Origin of the sequence: Mesorhizobium sp. B2-8-3 (genome assembly GCF_006440815.1) — a bacterium.
GTDB lineage: Bacteria > Pseudomonadota > Alphaproteobacteria > Rhizobiales > Rhizobiaceae > Mesorhizobium.
In genome coordinates this window covers 225,099-242,094 of record NZ_VFTW01000008.1, presented here as the reverse complement: position 1 = coordinate 242,094, position 16,996 = coordinate 225,099, and the positions used below count along the sequence as shown (strand labels likewise).

The window sequence follows — 16,996 nt, the reverse complement described above, 5'->3', positions numbered from 1 at the left end:
AATGGCTGCGGCCATTACCCAAAGAGGTGGCGATTACCTGCTTGCGCTGAAGGGCAACCGGCGTCATTGGCTGCGCCGTGCCAACTTGAAACTGGCCGACGCGACCCCTTCCATTGCCGAGCGGACCGAGACCAGCCACGGCCGCAACGAATGGCGGCAAGCCGAGATCGTGGCGGCGGCCGAGCCGCTGATGCCTGGCCACCTGGCCTTCATCCGCATCACCAGCCGACGCGATCAGGCCAAGCCGTTGATGCGCCTGTTCATGGCCTCCACGCTCATGTCGCCTCAGCAGGCGCTCGACCTCACTAGAGCTCATTGGCAGATCGAGAACGGCCTGCATTGGATGCTCGATGTCCATCTTGATGAGGATCTCAGCCGTGCCCGCAAGGACAATGCTCCCGCCAACACAGCCCTTCTCAATCGCCTCGCTAGAAACATCCTTCAGGCCGCCGATGCTGCCAAAGTCCCCATCAGCCATCGCATCAAGAAATGCGCCTGGAACGACGACTATCTCATCAATGCGATCACTCATATGCGATAGCCCTGCCTTGCGGGGGAGATGCCCGGCAGGGCAGAGGGGGGTGCCTCGCGCCGTCATCTTTGACGTTATCGTCCCTTCCACACCGGCTCGCGCTTCTCCGCGAACGCCCGGAACCCTTCCATGTTGTCTTCCGACCCATAGAGGATATCGACCGTCGGCAGCTGCCGACGCGTCACCTTGTTCATCGCGTCCTGGAAGGTCAGCGCCTCGGCCACGCGCGCCGTCTCCTTGATCGAGGCGAAGACCAGCGGCGGGCCGCTGGCCAAGAGCCTTGCGATCTCCCAGACGCGCTCTTCGAGCTTGTCCTTGGGCAGCACTTCGTTGACCAGGCCCCAGCGATGCGCTTCGGCGACATCCATCCAGCGGCCGGTGAACAGGAGGTCCATGGCGATGTGGTAGGGTATGCGCTTCGGCAGCTTGATGGTGGCTGCGTCGGCCAGCGTGCCCGCACGGATCTCCGGCAGCGCGAAGGAGGAATGGTCCGAGGCGTAGATGAGGTCGCAGGACAGCGCCAGTTCGAAGCCGCCGCCCACCGCCATGCCGTTGACGCAGGCGATCACCGGCTTGTTGAGGTCGCGCAACTCCTGCAGCCCGGCAAAGCCGCCGACGCCGTAATCGCCGTCGACCGCGTCGCCGGCGGCGGCCGCCTTCAGGTCCCAGCCGGCGCTGAAGAACTTGTCGCCTGCGGTCTTGACGATCGCGACGCGCAGGTCGGGATCGTCCCGGAACGCCCTGAAGGTCTCGCCCATCAGCCGCGATGTCTTCAGGTCGATGGCGTTGGCCTTCGGCCGGTCGAGCGTGACCTCGAGGATCGTGCCCTCGCGGCGGGTGGTGATGATTTCAGTCATTCTTCTTTTCTCCAAGCACCAGCAGGGCATCCGCGATCCAGGCGCCCTTGCCTTCGGCGCAGACGATCAGCGGGTTGATGTCGAGCTCCTCGATCTCGCCTTCGTTCTTCTGGACGAAGTCGGCAATGCCGGCGATGGCGTCGATGGCCGCATGGACATCGGCCTTCGGCCGGCCGCGATAGCCTTCGAGCAGCGGATAGAGCTTCAATCCACGCAGCGCCGCCTCGATGTCGTCGCGCGTCGCCGGCAGCATCAGGGTCACGCTGTCGCGCAGAAGCTCCACCAGCACGCCGCCGGTGCCGAGTGTCATCACCACGCCGAACATCGGATCGCGGGTGAAGCCGACGATCAGTTCGGCGACGCCGTCGCGCACCATGCACTCGGCATAGAGCCCGGTGCCGAGCGGCAGAAGGTCATGCGCGGCGGCGCTGACGGATTCGGCGTCCTTGAGGTTCAGCCTGACGGCGCCGACTTCCGATTTGTGCGTGACGCCAAGCGCCTTCAGCGCCACCGGGAAGCCCAGCGTCATCGACGAGATCACCGCCTCGACCGCGTTGGAAGCGCGTTCGCCCTTCGGCACCGGCAGGCCGGCCTTGATCAGCCTTTCCTTGGCCTCGGCCTCGTCCGGCGTCACGTGTCTGGCTTCCGACGCGCCCGCGGCCGTGGTGTCGACCGGCTGCGCCTGCGGCTCGCGCCAGGCCCAGCCGATGAAGGCGGCGGCCTGGGCGGCGTCCATGGCCTCCGAAATGCCGAACAACGGCACCATGCCGCGCGCCATCAGCCCGGCGGTGTATTCCTCAGGCAGGTTTTCCGGCAGCGACGAGACGATCGCGCCTTGCGCCTTATTGGTCTTCAATGCCGCCTCGAAGGCGCGCAGCGTCGCCCACCAGTCGACGTCCGAGCAGCGATCCGGGCGCGGGAAGTCGAGCACCAGCATGTTGAGGTCGAAACCGCCCGACACCATGGCGGTGAAGGTGGCAGTCATCGCCGGCTCGTTGTTCCAGATGAAGGTGTGATAGTCGAGCGGATTGGCAACCGCGACCAGCGGTCCGAGCGTCGATTTGACATGCGCGCGATGCTGATCGGTAAGCGCCGGAAAATGCACCCAGCGGCCCTCGGCGCTGTCGGCCATCACGGAGGCTTCGCCGCCGGAGCAGCTCATCGAGGAAAGCTTGTAACCGGGCAGGGGGCCGGTGATGTGCAGTAGCTTCAGCGCTTCGATGAAGGCCGGGATGGAATCGACACGCGCAATGCCGAGCCGCTTCAGGAACGCGCCGGAGGCGGCGTCCGAGCCGGCCAGCGAGGCGGTATGCGAGACGGTCGCCTGCCGCGCCTGCTCGGAGCGGCCGACCTTCATGGCGATGATCGGCTTCTCCAGCTCGCGGGCGCGCGCCGCCAGCCTTTCGAAGCCGGCTACCGAGTCGAAAGCCTCGATATGCAGGCCGAGCGAGGTGACGCGCTCGTCCTCGATCAGGCCGAGCGCCATTTCCGACAGGCCGGTCTGCGCCTGGTTGCCCGCCGTCATCAGGAAGGCGATCGGCAGGCCGCGTTTCTGCATCGTCATGTTGATGGCGATGTTGGAGGATTGGGTGATGATGGCGACGCCCTTGCCGCCCTCGGCCAGGCGGATGCCGCCATGCTGGTCGGGCCACAACAACGCGCCGTCGGCATAGTTGATCAGGCCATAGCAGTTCGGGCCGATGATCGGCATCTGGCCGGCGGCGGCAACGAGTTCCGCCTGCAGCCGCTCGCCATCCTCGTCATAGGCCTCGGTCTCGAGGAAGCCGGCGGCGAAGCAGACGGCGCCGCCGGCGCCGCGCTCGGCCAGCGCCTTGATCACCTCGATGGTGAGGTGCCGGTTGACGCCGACAAAGGCGGCGTCCGGCGCTCCGGGCAGGTCGGCGACGGAGCGGTAGGCCTTGCGGCCGGCGACCTCGTCCTTGGTCGGATGCATCGGCCAGATTTCGCCGGCAAAGCCCATCTTGATCGATTGCGCCACGACGGCGGCGGCCTGCGCGCCGCCGAACACGGCGATCGATTTCGGGCGCAGGAGACGTTCGAGTTTATGCATGGCCATCTTTTCGTTTGAGCACGATCCCGTCCAAAGCCGGATGCCGGCTTTGGCACATCATGCTCTAAGCTCCGAACGGACGCAGCAGCGCCCGCGAAATAATATGTCGCTGAATCTCCGACGTGCCTTCCCAGATGCGCTCGACGCGGGCATCGCGCCAGATGCGCTCCAGCGGCAGGTCGTCCATCAGCCCCATGCCGCCATGGATCTGGATGGCTTCGTCGGCGACAAAGGCCAGCATCTCGGTGGCCTTCAGCTTGGCCATCGCCATGTCCTGGTCGGTGACGGTGCCCTGATCGTACTTCCAGCCGGCTTCGAAGACCATCAGGTCGGCGGCCTTGAGCTCCGTCGCCATGTCGGCGAGCTTGAAGGAGACGCCCTGGAACTTGCCGATCTGCTGGCCGAACTGCTGGCGCTGCGCGGCATATTCGATGGCGTGCGACAGCGCGCGCTCGGCGCGGCCGAGGCAGGTGGCGCCGACCTGCAGGCGCGTCGCCCCCAGCCACGAATTCGCGACGTCGAAGCCCTTATGCACCTCGCCGAGCACCTGGGATGCCGGCAGCCGGCAATCGTCGAATTCCAGGATCGAATTGGTGTAGCCGCGATGCGAGACGTTGCGGTAGCCGTCGCGCACCGAAAAGCCCTTGGTGCCCTTGTCGACGAAGAAGGCGGTGATCTTCTTGCGCTTGCCGCGCGGCGAATCCTCTTCGCCCGAGGCCATGAAGACGATGGCGAAGTCGGCGATGTCGGCATGCGAGATGAAATGCTTGGTGCCGTTGAGCACCCAGTCCGAGCCGTCCTGCACGGCGGTCGCCTTCATCCCGCGCAGGTCGGAGCCGGCGCCCGGCTCGGTCATCGCGAGACAATCCCATTTCTCGCCGCGGATGCAGGGGAAGAGGTACTTTTCGCGCTGCTCCGGCGTGCCGGCGAGCAGGATGTTGGAAGGCCGCGCCACGCAGGTCCAGTGCAGCGCGTAATTGGCGCGGCCAAGCTCCTTCTCGTAGAGCAGCCAGCTCACCGTATCGAGGCCGGCGCCGCCGACATCGGCCGGCATGTTGGCGGCGTAGAGCCCGGCCCCGATCGCCTTGGCCTTCAATTCGTCGATCAGCTCGCGGCGCAGCACGCCGGTGCGCTCCACCTCGCGCTCATGCGGATAAAGCTCGTTCTCGACGAAGGCGCGTGTCGTCTCGACGATGAGCTTCTGTTCTTCCGAAAGACCGAATTGCATCGCCTCAGCCCTTCTTCTTGCTCTTCTTCGCCTTGTCGGCCTTCCCGGCTTTTGTCGGCTTTTCAGCCTTTAGCGGCTTCGCAACTTTCTTCGCCGGCTTTGCTGCCTTGGCCTTTGCGATGGCCTCAGCTGGGGTGTTCTTCGCCGCCAGCTTGGCGAGCTGCTTTGTATAATCCTTGTGCAGCGCGCCGGCACCCCAGCCCTTGCCCTTGTTCTGCTTCGACAGCGCTTCCATGATTGCGACTAGGTTGTCGTCGCGGATCTTCTCCAGCTCGCGGATCGACAGGCCGTGCGCCTGCTCGTCCGACTGCGTGGCGATCAGGTCGACAAGCTCGTCGTTGAACTCCGGCACGTCCATCAGCTTGGTCCACGGCCATTTCAGGCAAGGTCCGAACTGCGCCATGAAGTGGCGCATGCCGGCCTCGCCGCCGGCGACCCGGTATACCTGGAACATGCCCATCTGCGCCCAGCGCAGGCCGAAGGAATAGCGCATGATGTCGTCGAGTTCCTCGACGGTGCAGATGCCGTCCTTGACCAGCCAAAGCGCCTCGCGCCAGGCGGCTTCAAGCAGGCGGTCGCCGACAAAGGCCTCGATCTCCTTGCGCACCACCACCGGCTTCATGCCGATTGAGGCATAGAGCTCCTTGGCGACCTCGATCGCCTCCGGAAAGGTCTGCTCGCCTCCGACGATCTCGACCAGCGGCAACAGATAGACCGGGTTGAACGGATGGCCGACGACCAGCCGCTCCGGATGCTTCTTCATCGCCACCTGCATGTCGGTCGGCTTGATGCCGGAGGTGGACGAGCCGACAATGGCATTGGCCGGCGCATGCGCGTCGATCTCGGCCAGCACCTTGTGCTTGAGGTCGAGCCGCTCCGGCACGCTTTCCTGGATGAAATCGGCGTCGGCCACCGCCTCGGCGATCGTCTTGGCGAAGGTGAGCTTGCCTTCCTTAGGCAGGCCGCCGGGCAGCATCTGCTTGTAGGCGCGGCGCGCGCCCTTCATGACCTCGCCGACCTTGCGCGACGCTTCCGGATCGGGATCGAAGATCGAGACGTCGATGCCGTTCAAGAGCAGCCGCGCCACCCAGCCGGCGCCGATGACACCGCCGCCGATGGCGGCCGCCTTGTTGATGATACTCATGCTTGTCAGGCTCCGGTTCTCGTCTTGGCTGTATCGGGGTTGGTGAGGGCCACGCGCTCGCCGGCGCGGATCACCGCCGGGTCGTAGGCCTTGCGGGCGAAGACTTCGAGCACGAAGGGGCGGAAGAACTCGACCGGCAGCGTCTCGTAGTCGGGATCGAAGCTCGACTGGTCCCAGCGCTCGCAGAACCGGTCGCAGTCGTCGAAATAGAGGTGTCCGGCGAAGCGGTCGCGGGCATGCCGGTTGCCGCCCAGGTGATGCGCGTAATAGAGCCGCTGGAAGTCGCCGTGCTTTTCCACCACCCAGGTGCATTGCTCGCGTACGAAGGGCTTCAGGATCGCGGCCGCATATTCGTCGTGGTTGTAGGGCGCGTAAATGTCGCCGATGTCGTGCAGCAGAGCGCAGACGATCCAGTCGGTGTCGGCGCCGTCCTGCCAGGCCCGCGTCGCCGCCTGCAGCGAATGGCCGAGCCGGGTGATCTTGTAACCGGAAAGCCCTTCGTCGAGCTGCACGAGTGCGTCGAGCAGCCGGTCACCGGTCTTGGCGGCATAGTCGATCTCATGGGCGGTCAGGAATTCGTAGTCTTCCTTGTCGCCGTCCTTCATCGCGGTGAATTTGACGGTATCAGCCATGACCAACGCCCGCCTTACGCCGCGGCCGCGATCGGTGCCCGCTTGGTTAGATTGAGCTTCTTGCGCACTTCCTCAGGCCCGAGCACGCGCGCGCCGAGATTGGTGACGATGCTCGCCGCGCGCTCGACGAGCTGCGCGTTGGTCGCCAGAACGCCCTTGTCGAGCCACAGATTGTCTTCCAGGCCGACGCGGACATTGCCGCCGGCGAGCACCGCCGCCGCCGCATAGGCCATCTGGTTGCGGCCGATCGAGAAGGCCGACCAATTCCAGGTCGAGGGCACGTTGTTGACCATCGCCATGAAGGTGTTGAGGTCGTCGGGCGCGCCCCATGGCACGCCCATGCAAAGCTGCACCAGCGCGTCCGCGTTCAGCACCTTTTCCTCGACCAACTGCTTGGCGAACCACAGATGCCCGGTATCGAAGGCCTCGATCTCCGGCTTCACGCCCAGCGCCGTCATCATGCCGCCCATGGCGCGCAGCATGCCGGGCGTGTTGGTCATGACGTAGTCGGCTTCGGCGAAATTCATCGTGCCGCAGTCCAGCGTGCAGATCTCCGGCAGGCACTGGCGCACATGTTCCATGCGGTTGGTGGCGCCGCCCATGTCGGTGCCCTTCTCGTTGAGCGGCAGCGGCGCTTCCGGCGAGCCGAACACCATGTCGCCGCCCATGCCGGCGGTGAGGTTCAGCACCACGTCGACTTCTGCCTCGCGGATGCGCTCCGTCACCTCGCGGTAGAGATGCACGTCGCGCCTGGGCTTGCCGGTCTCGGGATCGCGCACATGGCAATGGACGATCGCGGCACCAGCCTTGGCCGCGTCGATCGCCGAATCGGCGATCTGCTTGGGCGAGCGCGGCACGTGCGGGCTGCGGTCCTGCGTGCCGCCGGAACCGGTCACGGCACAGGTAATGAAGACCTCGCGGTTCATCGCAAGCGGCATCTTGATCCTCCCAGATTCGATCGGCCATGCATGCCACCCAGAAGCGGGAGCCGACAATGGCACGGCATGCACAGGAATTCATCAAGAATGCCCGACTTGCCGGAAACTGTTTTGCGTTTTACGAAGGTCTCATGATCAAAAGCGAAAAGCCGACCATCTTTCGATCCGAACCCGAGCCACTCAAGGTGACGTTCCTGGTGTTCTCGGGTTCATCGATCATGTGCGTCGCCTCGGCGGTCGATCCGTTGCGCGCCGCCAATCGCATCTCGGGCGAGACGCTGTTCGATTTCAAGCTGGTCTCGGTCACGGGCGAGGCGCCGGTCACGACTTGCGGTCTTCCTGTGGCGGTCAGCGGACGCTTCGACGCGGCCGAGCCGACCGATATGCTGGTCGTCGTCGCCGGCTTCGGCACGCAGAATTACGCCACGTCGGCATTGCTTGCCGGCCTGCGCAGGGCGGCGCGGGCGGCCCGCGCCTGCGGCGGCGTCGAGGCCGGCACCTGGCTGGTGGCGCGCGCCGGCCTGCTCGAGGGCCGCAGCGCCACCACGCATTGGGAGGATATGGAGGAGTTTTCGACCGCCTTTCCCGGCGTCGACGTGCGGCCGGACCGCTATGTCATCGACGGGCCGGTCTTCACCTCCGGCGGCGCCTCGCCGACCTTCGACCTGATGCTGCATCTGGTCCGCACCCGGCTCGGCATGGCCGCCGCGCTCGATGTGGCGAGCGTCTTCATCTACGACCAGGCGCGCGCCGCGACCGACGCGCAGCCGCTGGTATCGCTCGGCCGGCTCGACGGCTACGATCCGCGGCTTGCCCAGGCGATCCGGCTGATGGAAGCGCATGTCGACCAGCCGCTCACCATCGACGCCGTGGCCAGGCGCGCCGGTGTGACGGCAAGAACGCTGGAAAGCATTTTTCGCAAATCGATCGGCGAGACGCCGGGCGCCTATTATCTGAGGCTGCGCCTCAGCGCCGCCCGCCGTCTCGTCGTCGACACGCGCATTGCCATGGCCGATATTGCCGGGCGGACAGGCTTTTCGTCCGCCGCGGCATTTTCCAGGGCATTTTCGAGAGCGTTCGGCGAGGCGCCGGTCAGGCTTCGCCGGGGGTAGGGCTAACGCGGCGGCCTTCCGCTCGCTAAGGCGGCGGCTTGCCGCTTCCGCTCGCTATGCGGCGGTCTGCCGCTCGCTCAAGTGGCCCTGCTGCTCACTGGCGCTGTCCATCTGCGAGCGCATCTGTCTCGCAAGACGGATTTCGAAGCGGTTGCTGACGGCGCGATCCCATTCGGTCTTCACGTCGTTCGTAGGCCGAGGCAATGCCATCAGCCGGTCGATGATCGATCCGGTTTCGCCGGACGAGAGCAGGGCGTCGATTTCGCGTTCATGCTGCATATCGGTTCGCCTCCTTCTTCTTCACCCGCCACAGGAGCCACGTTTATACGAGTTCCGTGACGGCTGTTTGAAGGCAAGAGCGGGGCGATTAAGGGGCGGCTCGGGGCAAAACCTTGTCGTGAAGTTCTGCCCCGCGCGAATGCTATACGGTCGGGCATCCCGCCTGAGCGATCAGACGTAGCGGTTGACGATGTTCTCCAGCAGTTCCTGCCGGCCGGAGCGCGGCTGCGGCTCGATCTTCTCCTTCACCACGCGCTCGGCGATCTCCTCCAGCGTGCGCTCGCCCGAAACGATCGCCTTGCCTTCGGCGGTGTTCCAACCGGCATAGCGCTCGGCGAGCGGGCCGGACAGCGCCTTGTCCTCGATCATCTTGGCCGCCGCCTTGAGGCCGCGCGCGCAAGCATCCATGCCGCCGATATGACCGATCAGGAGGTCGTCCGGGTCGAGCGACTGACGCCTGAGCTTGGCGTCGAAATTGGTGCCGCCGGTCTTGAAACCGCCGGCCTGCAGGACCTGGTAATAGGCCAGCGCCATTTCCGGCACGTTGTTGGGGAACTGGTCCGTGTCCCAGCCCGACTGGTAGTCGTTGCGGTTCATGTCGATCGAACCGAAGATTCCGAGCGCATTCGCCAAAGCCAGCTCATGCTCGAAGGAATGGCCGGCCAGGATCGCGTGGCCCTGCTCGATGTTGAGCTTTACTTCCTTCTCCAGCCCGAAGCGCTTGAGGAAGCCATAGACGGTGGCGACGTCGTAGTCGTACTGGTGCTTGGTCGGCTCCTGCGGCTTCGGCTCGATCAGGATCGTACCCTTGAAGCCGATCTTGTGCTTGTAATCGACGACGAGATTGAGGAAGCGGCCGGCCTGCTCCTGCTCGCGGGCAAGGTCGGTGTTGAGCAGCGTCTCATAGCCCTCGCGGCCGCCCCACAGCACATAGTTCTCGCCCTTGAGCTTTTTGGTGGCGTCGATGCAGCTTTTCACCGTCGCGGCCGCATAGGCGAACACATCCGGATCGGGATTGGTGGCCGCGCCCGACATGAAGCGGCGGTGCGAGAAGAGGTTTGCCGTGCCCCATAGCAGCTTGACGCCGGTCTCGCTCATTTTGGTTGCGAAATAGTCGGTGATCTCGTCGAGGCGCGCGGCGCTCTCCGAAAAATCCTTGCCTTCCGGGCGCACGTCTGCGTCGTGGAAGCAGAAATAGGGCGCCCCCAGCAGCGAGAACATTTCGAAGGCGACGTCGGCCTTGAGCTTGGCCAGTTCCATCGTGTCGACGCCGCCCGGCTTGGCAAACCAGGGGCGGTCGAAGGTCTGGCCGCCGAACGGGTCGCCGCCCGGCCATGCGAAGGAATGCCAATAGGCGACGGCGAAGCGCAGATGGTCTTCCAGCCGCTTGCCGGCGACGACCTCGTCCGGATTGTAGAAGCGATAGGCCAGCGGATTGGTCGAATCCGGCCCTTCATATTTGATTGTCTTGATGTCGCCGAAAAATCCGCTGCTCATGGTTTCCTTCCTCTCCGAGATGGTTTCGCCCGATTACCTCGGGCGTAATTGGTTTGGCGTCCGTGGGGCGCGAAAAGCGTCATGTCGAAACGATCCAACGAAGGATGATCACCATGACCGATCTCAACACGATCGCCCGGAACTACATCGCCGCCTGGAACGAGAGCGATGCGGCCCGCCGCAAGGCGCTGCTCGACGCGGCCTTCACCAAGGATGTCAGCTATCACGACCCGGTCATGCGGGGCGACGGCCACGCGGGCGTCGCGGCACTGATCGACGGCGTGCAGCAGCGCTTTGCCGGCTTCCGTTTCTCGCTGAAGGGTGAGCCGGACGGTTTCGCCGACCGCATCCGTTTCTCGTGGAATCTGGGACCCGAAGGCACGGAACCCGTCATCGAGGGAACGGATATCGGCGTCATCGAGGATGGCCGCCTGAAGAGCGTCACCGGGTTTTTGGATAAGGTTCCGGCGCAGTGAGGCTAATTTCGGAGGGGCGGTGCGAGGCACCCCCCTCTGGCCTGCCGGCCATCTCCCCCGCAAGGGGGGAGATTGGCTGTCACGCAGGCCTTCGCCAATCGCAAGCGTTGAAAAAAGTGCAGTGGCGCTGAAGCTGCTGATCTCCCCCCTTGCGGGGGAGATGCCCGGCAGGGCAGAGGGGGGTGCCTCGCGCCTACCCATGCAACTACTAGGTGCCTCGCGCAAACTCACGCGGTTACAGCCCGGATCGCCGGATAAAGCGCGCGATAGCGCTGGTAGGCATCCGCGAAGGCGCCACCCAGGCCAGCGTCCGGCTCGATCGTCGCATCAGTCGCCGGCGCTGTGCACACGGCCAACGGATCAGCACCCGTCGCGGCGATCAACCCCAGCCGTGCCGCGCCGAAGGCGGCGCCGAAATCGCCGTCGGCAGGGATGTCGACCGGCACCTGCAGCGCGGTGGCGATCGCCTTCAGCCAATAGCGCGAGCGCGAGCCGCCGCCGATCGCGGTCACCCGCGTCAGCGTCGTGCCGGCTTTCTGCAGGGCCTCGAGACTGTCGCGGAAAGCGAAGGCGACGCCTTCGAGCACCGCCTGCGTCAGCACCGCCCGGCTCGATTCATGCGCGAGCCCGGTGAAGGAGCCGCGGATGGCGGAATCATTGTGCGGCGTGCGCTCGCCCGAAAGATAGGGCAGGAAGGTGACGCCCGTCGGCGCCTTCAGCGCATCGCCGAGTTCACGCGTCAGGTCGCCGGCGCCCTTTCCGGTGATTTCCGATAGCCAGTTGAGCGAATCGGTGGCCGACAGGATGACGCCCATCTGGTGCCATGTATTGGGCAGCGCATGGCAGAAAGTGTGCACCGCGCTTTCCGGGTTGGGCAAATAGGAGGCGTTCGCCGCAAACAGCACGCCCGACGTCCCGAGCGAGACGAAGGCGTGGCCGGCGCCGACAGTGCCCATGCCGCAGGCCGAGGCCGCGTTGTCGCCGGCGCCGCCGGCAACCGGGACGCCCGCCGCGGCGCCCCATTTTGCGGCCAGTTCGCTGCGCAACCCACCGGCCTTGGCTGTGCCTTCGACCAGCGAGGGCATGTGCTTTTCGTCGAGCGACGTCGCCGCCAGCAATTCGGCCGACCAGCTGCGCTTGCCGACATCGAGCCACGAGGTGCCGGCCGAATCCGACATTTCGGATATATGCTCGCCAGTCAGCCAGAGCCGCAGATAATCCTTGGGCAGCAGCACCTTGGCGACGGCGGCGAAGATCTTGGCTTCGTGTTCCTTCACCCAGGCAAGTTTCGGTGCGGTGAAGCCCGGGAAAACGATGTTGCCGGTGAGCTTGCGGAAGCGCGGATCGGCATCGAGCGCGGCCGCCTCGACATGGCTGCGCGTGTCGTTCCACAGGATGCAGGGGCGCAGCACCTTGTCCGATGCATCGAGCAGGGTGGCGCCATGCATCTGGCCGGAAAGGCCGATGCCCTTGACCGCGGCCAGCTCTTTCGGATGCGAAGCCTTGAGTTCGGCAATCGCCGCCTCGCAGGCCTCGATCCAATGCGCCGGATCCTGTTCCGACCAGCCCGGATGCGGCCGCGAGACATCGAGCGATCCGTGGCCGGAGCCGATGACCTTCTGGCCGTCGTCGATCAGCAGCGCCTTGACGCCCGATGTGCCCAGGTCGAGGCCGAGATACATGATTTCCTCCCAATGCCGTTAATTTTTTCGGATCTCGAAAAAATCTGGCTTGGCCAGTTTTTAGGGCAAGATCCGTCCCGGGTCAATTCTCTGACAAATCGGCGGCGCGCCGCATGAACAGCGCCGACAGCGGGCTTTCCGGCCGCGCCAGCTGTCGCTCGGCGGTCAGCGCCCGCGCGAGCGCCGTATCGCCGGCGCGCAGAACGGCCTCGATCAGCGTCAGGTCGATCACGTCGCGCTGCGCATGGCTGCCGCCGAAACGATGCGCGATCGAGCGGATCGGCCGGATCAGGCGCACTGCCTCGTCGTGATTGCCTTCGCCGAAGGCCTTGATCGCAAGCGTCAGCGGATGTCCGACATCGCGCGTGAAGGCGGCGTTGTCGTCGCTGCCGCGCATCGCTTCGCGCTGCGCCTCGAGCAGCGTCTTGGCCGGCGCCTCCAGTCCGGCGCCGACAAAGGCCATCATCGCATGCGCGTCGTTGAAGGCGTAATTGCCGGCGGCGGCTTTCGGGATCCAGTTGGCGGCGAGCGCCGCCCAGCGGTCGCCGACATCGACGCCGCCCAGAGTGAGGCGCCACAGGATCGCCGAGGCATCGACCATGTTGAGCGCCAATGTCGAGGGGTCGCCATAGATCGGCCCGTCATAGAGCTTGAGCACCTCGTCGGTTTCGCCGAGATCGTAATGGAACAGCGCCAGGTGCCACCAATTGTGGATCTGCAGGAAGCTGTCCTTCGACCAGGCGTCGGGATCGGCGCGCATCCAGGCGATGCCGTCTCGTTGTCGGCTTTGCATCTCCATGACATGCGCGACCGCATGCTGCGCCCAGCCATCGCGCGGTTCGATCTCCACAGCCTGCCGGCCGAAGGATTCGGCACGAGCATAATCGCCCATCTCCTCCAGCCCGAAGGCCTGCATGCCGAGAATGGCGTGGTAGCCCGGCATGGCTTTTTGCCAGGCCGGCAGCGCCCGGCCGATGCGGTCGCGCAGCATGCGCGCATTGCCGGTGAAGAAGTCGATCTGGTGCCCCACCTGCAGCGCCAGCGCGTCGTGCGGGGTGTCGATCGCGATGTCCTCGAGGATGCGCGCGGCTTCATGCCAGTGGCCATTGGCGAGATGGCCGAGCGCGGCGACATGTGCCTGTTCGCGCGTGGTGCCGGCAAGCGGCTGCGCCGCCGCATGACAGGATCGCACGACGGCCATCGCCTCCCGCTCCGTGGCAAGGCCGAACAGATAGCCTTTGAACACATGCGCCATCACGAAGCCGGGATCGTCGGCGATGGCGCGGTCGATTGCAGCGACCGGGTCGCCGACGAAGCATTGCAGCTCATGCACGGCGCGGGCATAGGACGGGAACCCGGCTTCGGTCGCGCCCGAGTAAGTCAGGCCGAATGCGTCCTCCATCATTACGTCCTCGCTATCGACGATTTTTCGGTCGGGATCCGATCCTAGAGCAACCCGTACCAACCCGCCAACCGCGGAGACGTGATCTGCCTCGCTTTTGCCCCAGGCCTAGCTGCTGGAGCGCATCGCCACCGTGGCGATGCCGGCGCCGACCAGCAGCGTGCCGCCGGTGCGATTGAAGATGCGGATCGCCTTCGGGTTGCGCACGATCGCGCGGGCCCTGGATGCAACCAGCGCGTAGCCGAAGGCGTTGGCGAAAGCCAAGGTCAGGAAGGTCGTCTCGAAGATCAGCATCTGCGTCCAGAAGTCGGCGTGCCGGTCGAGGAACTGCGGCAGGAAGGCGACGAAGAAGGTGATGCTCTTCGGGTTGAGCGCCGTCACCAGCCAGGCATGCGCCATCATCCTTGCCGCCGAGACCGCGTCGGTGCGCGGCTCGGCCTTCAGCGCGCCGCCGGCGCGGAACAGTTTTATGCCGAGATAGATGAGATAGCCGGCGCCGATCACCTTGAGCACGGTGAACACCGTGGCCGAAGCCGCGAGCAGCGCGCCGATGCCGAGCATCGACAGCGTCATGGCGGTGAAGTCGCCCAGCGCCACGCCCACCGCCATCGGCAGCGCGGTGCGCCAGCCTTGCCCCAGCGCGTAGGAGACGACCAGCAGGATCGTCGGGCCTGGAATGACGAGAAGGATGGACGAGGCGGCGGCGAAGGCGGCCCAGTTTTCGAAGGACATTTCCCTGCTCCTTGAGCGCAAAGAAAAGGATAAATCCTGGGGTCGCCGGGAATGTAAAGAGCCGATGCGGAAAACTCTTCGTCAGCGGCTATGTGCGTGGGAGCCCAAAGCAACCAGGCGTTAGGGTTAAGGCCGGCGCAAGGTCTTTCACGCTTTTTCAACCATGAATGAGGAAAATACCCGCTATCCGGCCGGACCGTGCTTCCCGCCGGCAGCGTAGGGTTTGGTGCATGCGCGAGTTGCCGCAAAGTCTGACGCCGCTTTCCAACGGCGCCGCAATCGATACCGAAATTCAGCTTTCCCGCCGGGCCATGCTTTCCGGTGCCGGCGCCATGGCGCTGCTCGGCCTTGCCGGCTGCAGCGCCACCGACACGCTCGACCTGCCGCAAATGCAGCTCGACAACACCGTCACCGGTTCCGTGCCGCCCATGCGCCCGGCGATCAGCGTCGACAGGAACATCACCGGCCCCGACGTCATGTACGCCTCGCTCACCGATGGCGGTTTCCAGGTGCCGGAGGTGCCGTGGCGGAAGGTCAAGCCGCAGTTCCGCCGCCAGATCGTCGTCGACCAGACCGGCGAGGCGCCCGGCACCATCGTCGTCCATCTGCAGGAGCGCATGCTCTATCTGGTGCAGCCGGGCGGCGACGCCATCCGCTACGGCGTCGGCATCGGCAAGGACGGCTTCCGCTGGTCGGGCCGCGCCAACATCCAGTACGGCCGCGAATGGCCGGTGTGGACGCCGCCGCCGGAGATGATCCAGCGCAAGCCGGAATTGGTGAAATGGCAGGGCGGCCAACCCGGCGGCCTCACCAACCCGCTCGGCGCGCGGGCGCTCTACATCTACCAGAACGGCAAGGACACCGGTTACCGCATCCACGGTTCGCCCGAATGGTGGAGCATCGGCCAGGCGATGTCGTCGGGCTGCGTGCGCCTGATCAACCAGGACATCATCGATCTCTACAGCCGCGTTTCCAAGAAGAACCCGGTCGTCGTGGTGTGATCTTTTTCGGGCGGCCTGTGCGACCGCCACTTTCAGGATCATGCTTCCGTTTCTTCCGTTGCGCGATGCCGCAAGACAGGCGAAGGTGCCCTGAAAACCTTCGTCTAGAGCCGGATGATTTCAGGTCTGTTCGACCTGAAATCTGAATCCGTCTCCAAATCAAAGAATTAGAGCATGATGTCGTCCGAAAACCGCTTCACACTTTTCGGCATCATGCTCTAGGGAGTGAAAAAGCATGGCTGAAACCTTCGTCATCGCGCAGGGCGGTGGCCCGACCGCCGTCATCAACCAGACCGTCGTCGGCGCCACGCTGGAAATCCGCAAGCGTCATCCCGGCGCCAAGGTGCTGGGCTCGATCCATGGCGTGCGCGGCATTCGCGACGGCAATTATGTCGACCTCTCCGCCATCCCCGAGGATCGGCTCAGGCTGATTGCCGGCACACCGAGCGCAGCCCTCGGCTCGACCCGCGACAAGCCCGACGCCGCCTATTGCGAGGTCATCCTCAACGGCTTGAAGAAGGCCGGCGCCGACGCCTTCATCTATATCGGCGGCAACGACACGTCGGGCACCCAGCAGATCCTGACCGATGCCGCCGGCGGCTCGATCGCCTTCGTGCACGCGCCGAAAACCATCGACAACGACCTCGAGGAGAACGACCACACGCCGGGCTTCATCTCGGCCGCCGAATTCGTCGCCGGCGCGTTCCTGTCGGTCGATCTCGATTTCCGCGCCCTGCCCGGCATCTATGTCGGCATCGTCATGGGCCGGCATGCCGGCTTTCTCACAGCTGCCGCGGCCGCCTGGCAGCTCGATCCCGACAGCGGCCCGCATTTGATCTACGTGCCCGAGCGCGCCTTCTCGGCAAAGCGCTTCATCGATGAAGTGCGCGAAAAGCTCGATCGTCACAAGCGCTGCATCGTCGCCGTCTCGGAAGGCGTCAGCACCGCCGACGGCAAGGCGCTGGTCGAAAGCCTGGTACCGCCGGAAAAGCTCGAGCGCGACCAGCACGGCAACGTCAAACTGTCGGGCAGCGATCTGCCGGCGGCGCTCGAACGCGCTCTGGCCGAAGGCCTGCCGGGCAAGCGCGCGCGAGTCGATGCGCTGGGCTACATGCCGCGCGGCTATATCGGCGCGATCAGCGCCGTCGACGCCAAGGAAGCCTTCGACGCCGGCGCCTTCGCGGTTGCCGTCGCCGGGGAAGGTGGTGGCTCGGTCGCGATCCAGTATGACGGGTCGAAGAGCGTGCTGAAGAAGGTGCCGCTGAAGGCGGTGGCCGGCAAGACGCGCCACATGCCCGACGATTTCATGCAGCCGGACTTGAACCAGCTTTCGGAAGCCGGCATGGCCTACCTGAAGCGGCTGGTGCCGGAAAAATACAAGGTCGGGAAGCCGTTCGTCTGATGAGCGAGCTT

Annotated in this window: 16 protein-coding genes; 5 read left to right on the top strand and 11 right to left on the bottom strand. The window is 65.1% G+C overall.

The genetic code is table 11. From position 1 onward, the window contains the following. Positions 1-541, top strand: a 541-nt coding sequence (locus FJ418_RS15565; RefSeq protein ID WP_140866964.1) for an ISAs1 family transposase, incomplete at its 5' end; no start/stop codon positions are given. Positions 542-606: 65 nt separating this feature from the next. Here the strand turns inward: FJ418_RS15565 and FJ418_RS15560 are convergent. The 6 genes from FJ418_RS15560 to FJ418_RS15535 form a co-directional block, all read right to left on the bottom strand. Then, on the bottom strand, positions 607-1,389 hold the full coding sequence (locus tag FJ418_RS15560; protein ID WP_140784966.1) for a carnitinyl-CoA dehydratase: 783 nt from the start codon (positions 1,387-1,389) through the stop codon (positions 607-609). After that, complete coding sequence (locus tag FJ418_RS15555; protein ID WP_140866962.1) at positions 1,382-3,460, bottom strand: acetate--CoA ligase family protein; 2,079 nt, start codon at positions 3,458-3,460, stop codon at positions 1,382-1,384. Before FJ418_RS15555 ends, FJ418_RS15560 begins: the two co-directional genes overlap by 8 nt. A 64-nt stretch (positions 3,461-3,524) precedes the next feature. Next, positions 3,525-4,688: an acyl-CoA dehydrogenase gene (locus FJ418_RS15550; protein ID WP_140866959.1), complete on the bottom strand. Its 1,164-nt coding sequence runs from the start codon at positions 4,686-4,688 to the stop codon at positions 3,525-3,527. Positions 4,689-4,692: 4 nt separating this feature from the next. After that, positions 4,693-5,832 (bottom strand): carnitine 3-dehydrogenase, encoded by a 1,140-nt coding sequence (locus tag FJ418_RS15545; protein WP_140866957.1) that lies wholly within the window; start codon positions 5,830-5,832, stop codon positions 4,693-4,695. Between the two features lie 5 nt (positions 5,833-5,837). Next, positions 5,838-6,464 (bottom strand): HD domain-containing protein, encoded by a 627-nt coding sequence (locus tag FJ418_RS15540; protein ID WP_140866955.1) that lies wholly within the window; start codon positions 6,462-6,464, stop codon positions 5,838-5,840. A gap of 14 nt (positions 6,465-6,478) precedes the next feature. Then, positions 6,479-7,402, bottom strand: a complete 924-nt coding sequence (locus FJ418_RS15535; protein ID WP_140866952.1) for a 3-keto-5-aminohexanoate cleavage protein — start codon at positions 7,400-7,402, stop codon at positions 6,479-6,481. 131 nt (positions 7,403-7,533) lie between these two features. On the opposite strand from FJ418_RS15535, the gene FJ418_RS15530 reads away from it, so the two are divergent. Continuing rightward, entirely contained in the window at positions 7,534-8,514 is a 981-nt protein-coding gene (locus tag FJ418_RS15530; protein WP_140866950.1) for a GlxA family transcriptional regulator, read from the top strand. Between the two features lie 54 nt (positions 8,515-8,568). Here FJ418_RS15530 and FJ418_RS15525 read toward each other — a convergent pair whose 3' ends face one another. Further along, positions 8,569-8,793: a hypothetical protein gene (locus FJ418_RS15525; protein WP_140659952.1), complete on the bottom strand. Its 225-nt coding sequence runs from the start codon at positions 8,791-8,793 to the stop codon at positions 8,569-8,571. Between the two features lie 171 nt (positions 8,794-8,964). Then, positions 8,965-10,290 carry a xylose isomerase gene (xylA, locus tag FJ418_RS15520; protein WP_140866948.1) on the bottom strand — a complete coding sequence of 442 codons (1,326 nt, stop codon included), beginning with the start codon at positions 10,288-10,290 and terminating at the stop codon, positions 8,965-8,967. A 113-nt stretch (positions 10,291-10,403) separates the two neighbouring features. On the opposite strand from xylA, the gene FJ418_RS15515 reads away from it, so the two are divergent. Continuing rightward, on the top strand, positions 10,404-10,766 hold the full coding sequence (locus tag FJ418_RS15515; RefSeq protein ID WP_140866946.1) for a nuclear transport factor 2 family protein: 363 nt from the start codon (positions 10,404-10,406) through the stop codon (positions 10,764-10,766). Between the two features lie 227 nt (positions 10,767-10,993). On the opposite strand, the gene xylB is transcribed toward FJ418_RS15515, so the two are convergent. The 3 genes from xylB to FJ418_RS15495 form a co-directional block, all read right to left on the bottom strand. Then, positions 10,994-12,448: a xylulokinase gene (gene xylB, locus FJ418_RS15505; protein ID WP_140866943.1), complete on the bottom strand. Its 1,455-nt coding sequence runs from the start codon at positions 12,446-12,448 to the stop codon at positions 10,994-10,996. 82 nt (positions 12,449-12,530) lie between these two features. Next, on the bottom strand, positions 12,531-13,850 hold the full coding sequence (locus FJ418_RS15500; RefSeq protein ID WP_181166953.1) for a tetratricopeptide repeat protein: 1,320 nt from the start codon (positions 13,848-13,850) through the stop codon (positions 12,531-12,533). A 108-nt stretch (positions 13,851-13,958) separates the two neighbouring features. Beyond that, a complete protein-coding gene (locus tag FJ418_RS15495; RefSeq protein ID WP_140866938.1) occupies positions 13,959-14,582 on the bottom strand; it encodes a LysE family translocator in 624 nt (207 codons plus the stop codon). A 311-nt stretch (positions 14,583-14,893) separates the two neighbouring features. Here FJ418_RS15495 and FJ418_RS15490 point away from each other — a divergent pair, with 311 nt between their 5' ends. Beyond that, a complete protein-coding gene (locus FJ418_RS15490) occupies positions 14,894-15,583 on the top strand; it encodes a L,D-transpeptidase (protein ID WP_246683057.1) in 690 nt (229 codons plus the stop codon). A gap of 235 nt (positions 15,584-15,818) precedes the next feature. Next, entirely contained in the window at positions 15,819-16,985 is a 1,167-nt protein-coding gene (locus tag FJ418_RS15485; protein WP_140784954.1) for a diphosphate--fructose-6-phosphate 1-phosphotransferase, read from the top strand. Positions 16,986-16,996: the final 11 nt, after the last annotated feature.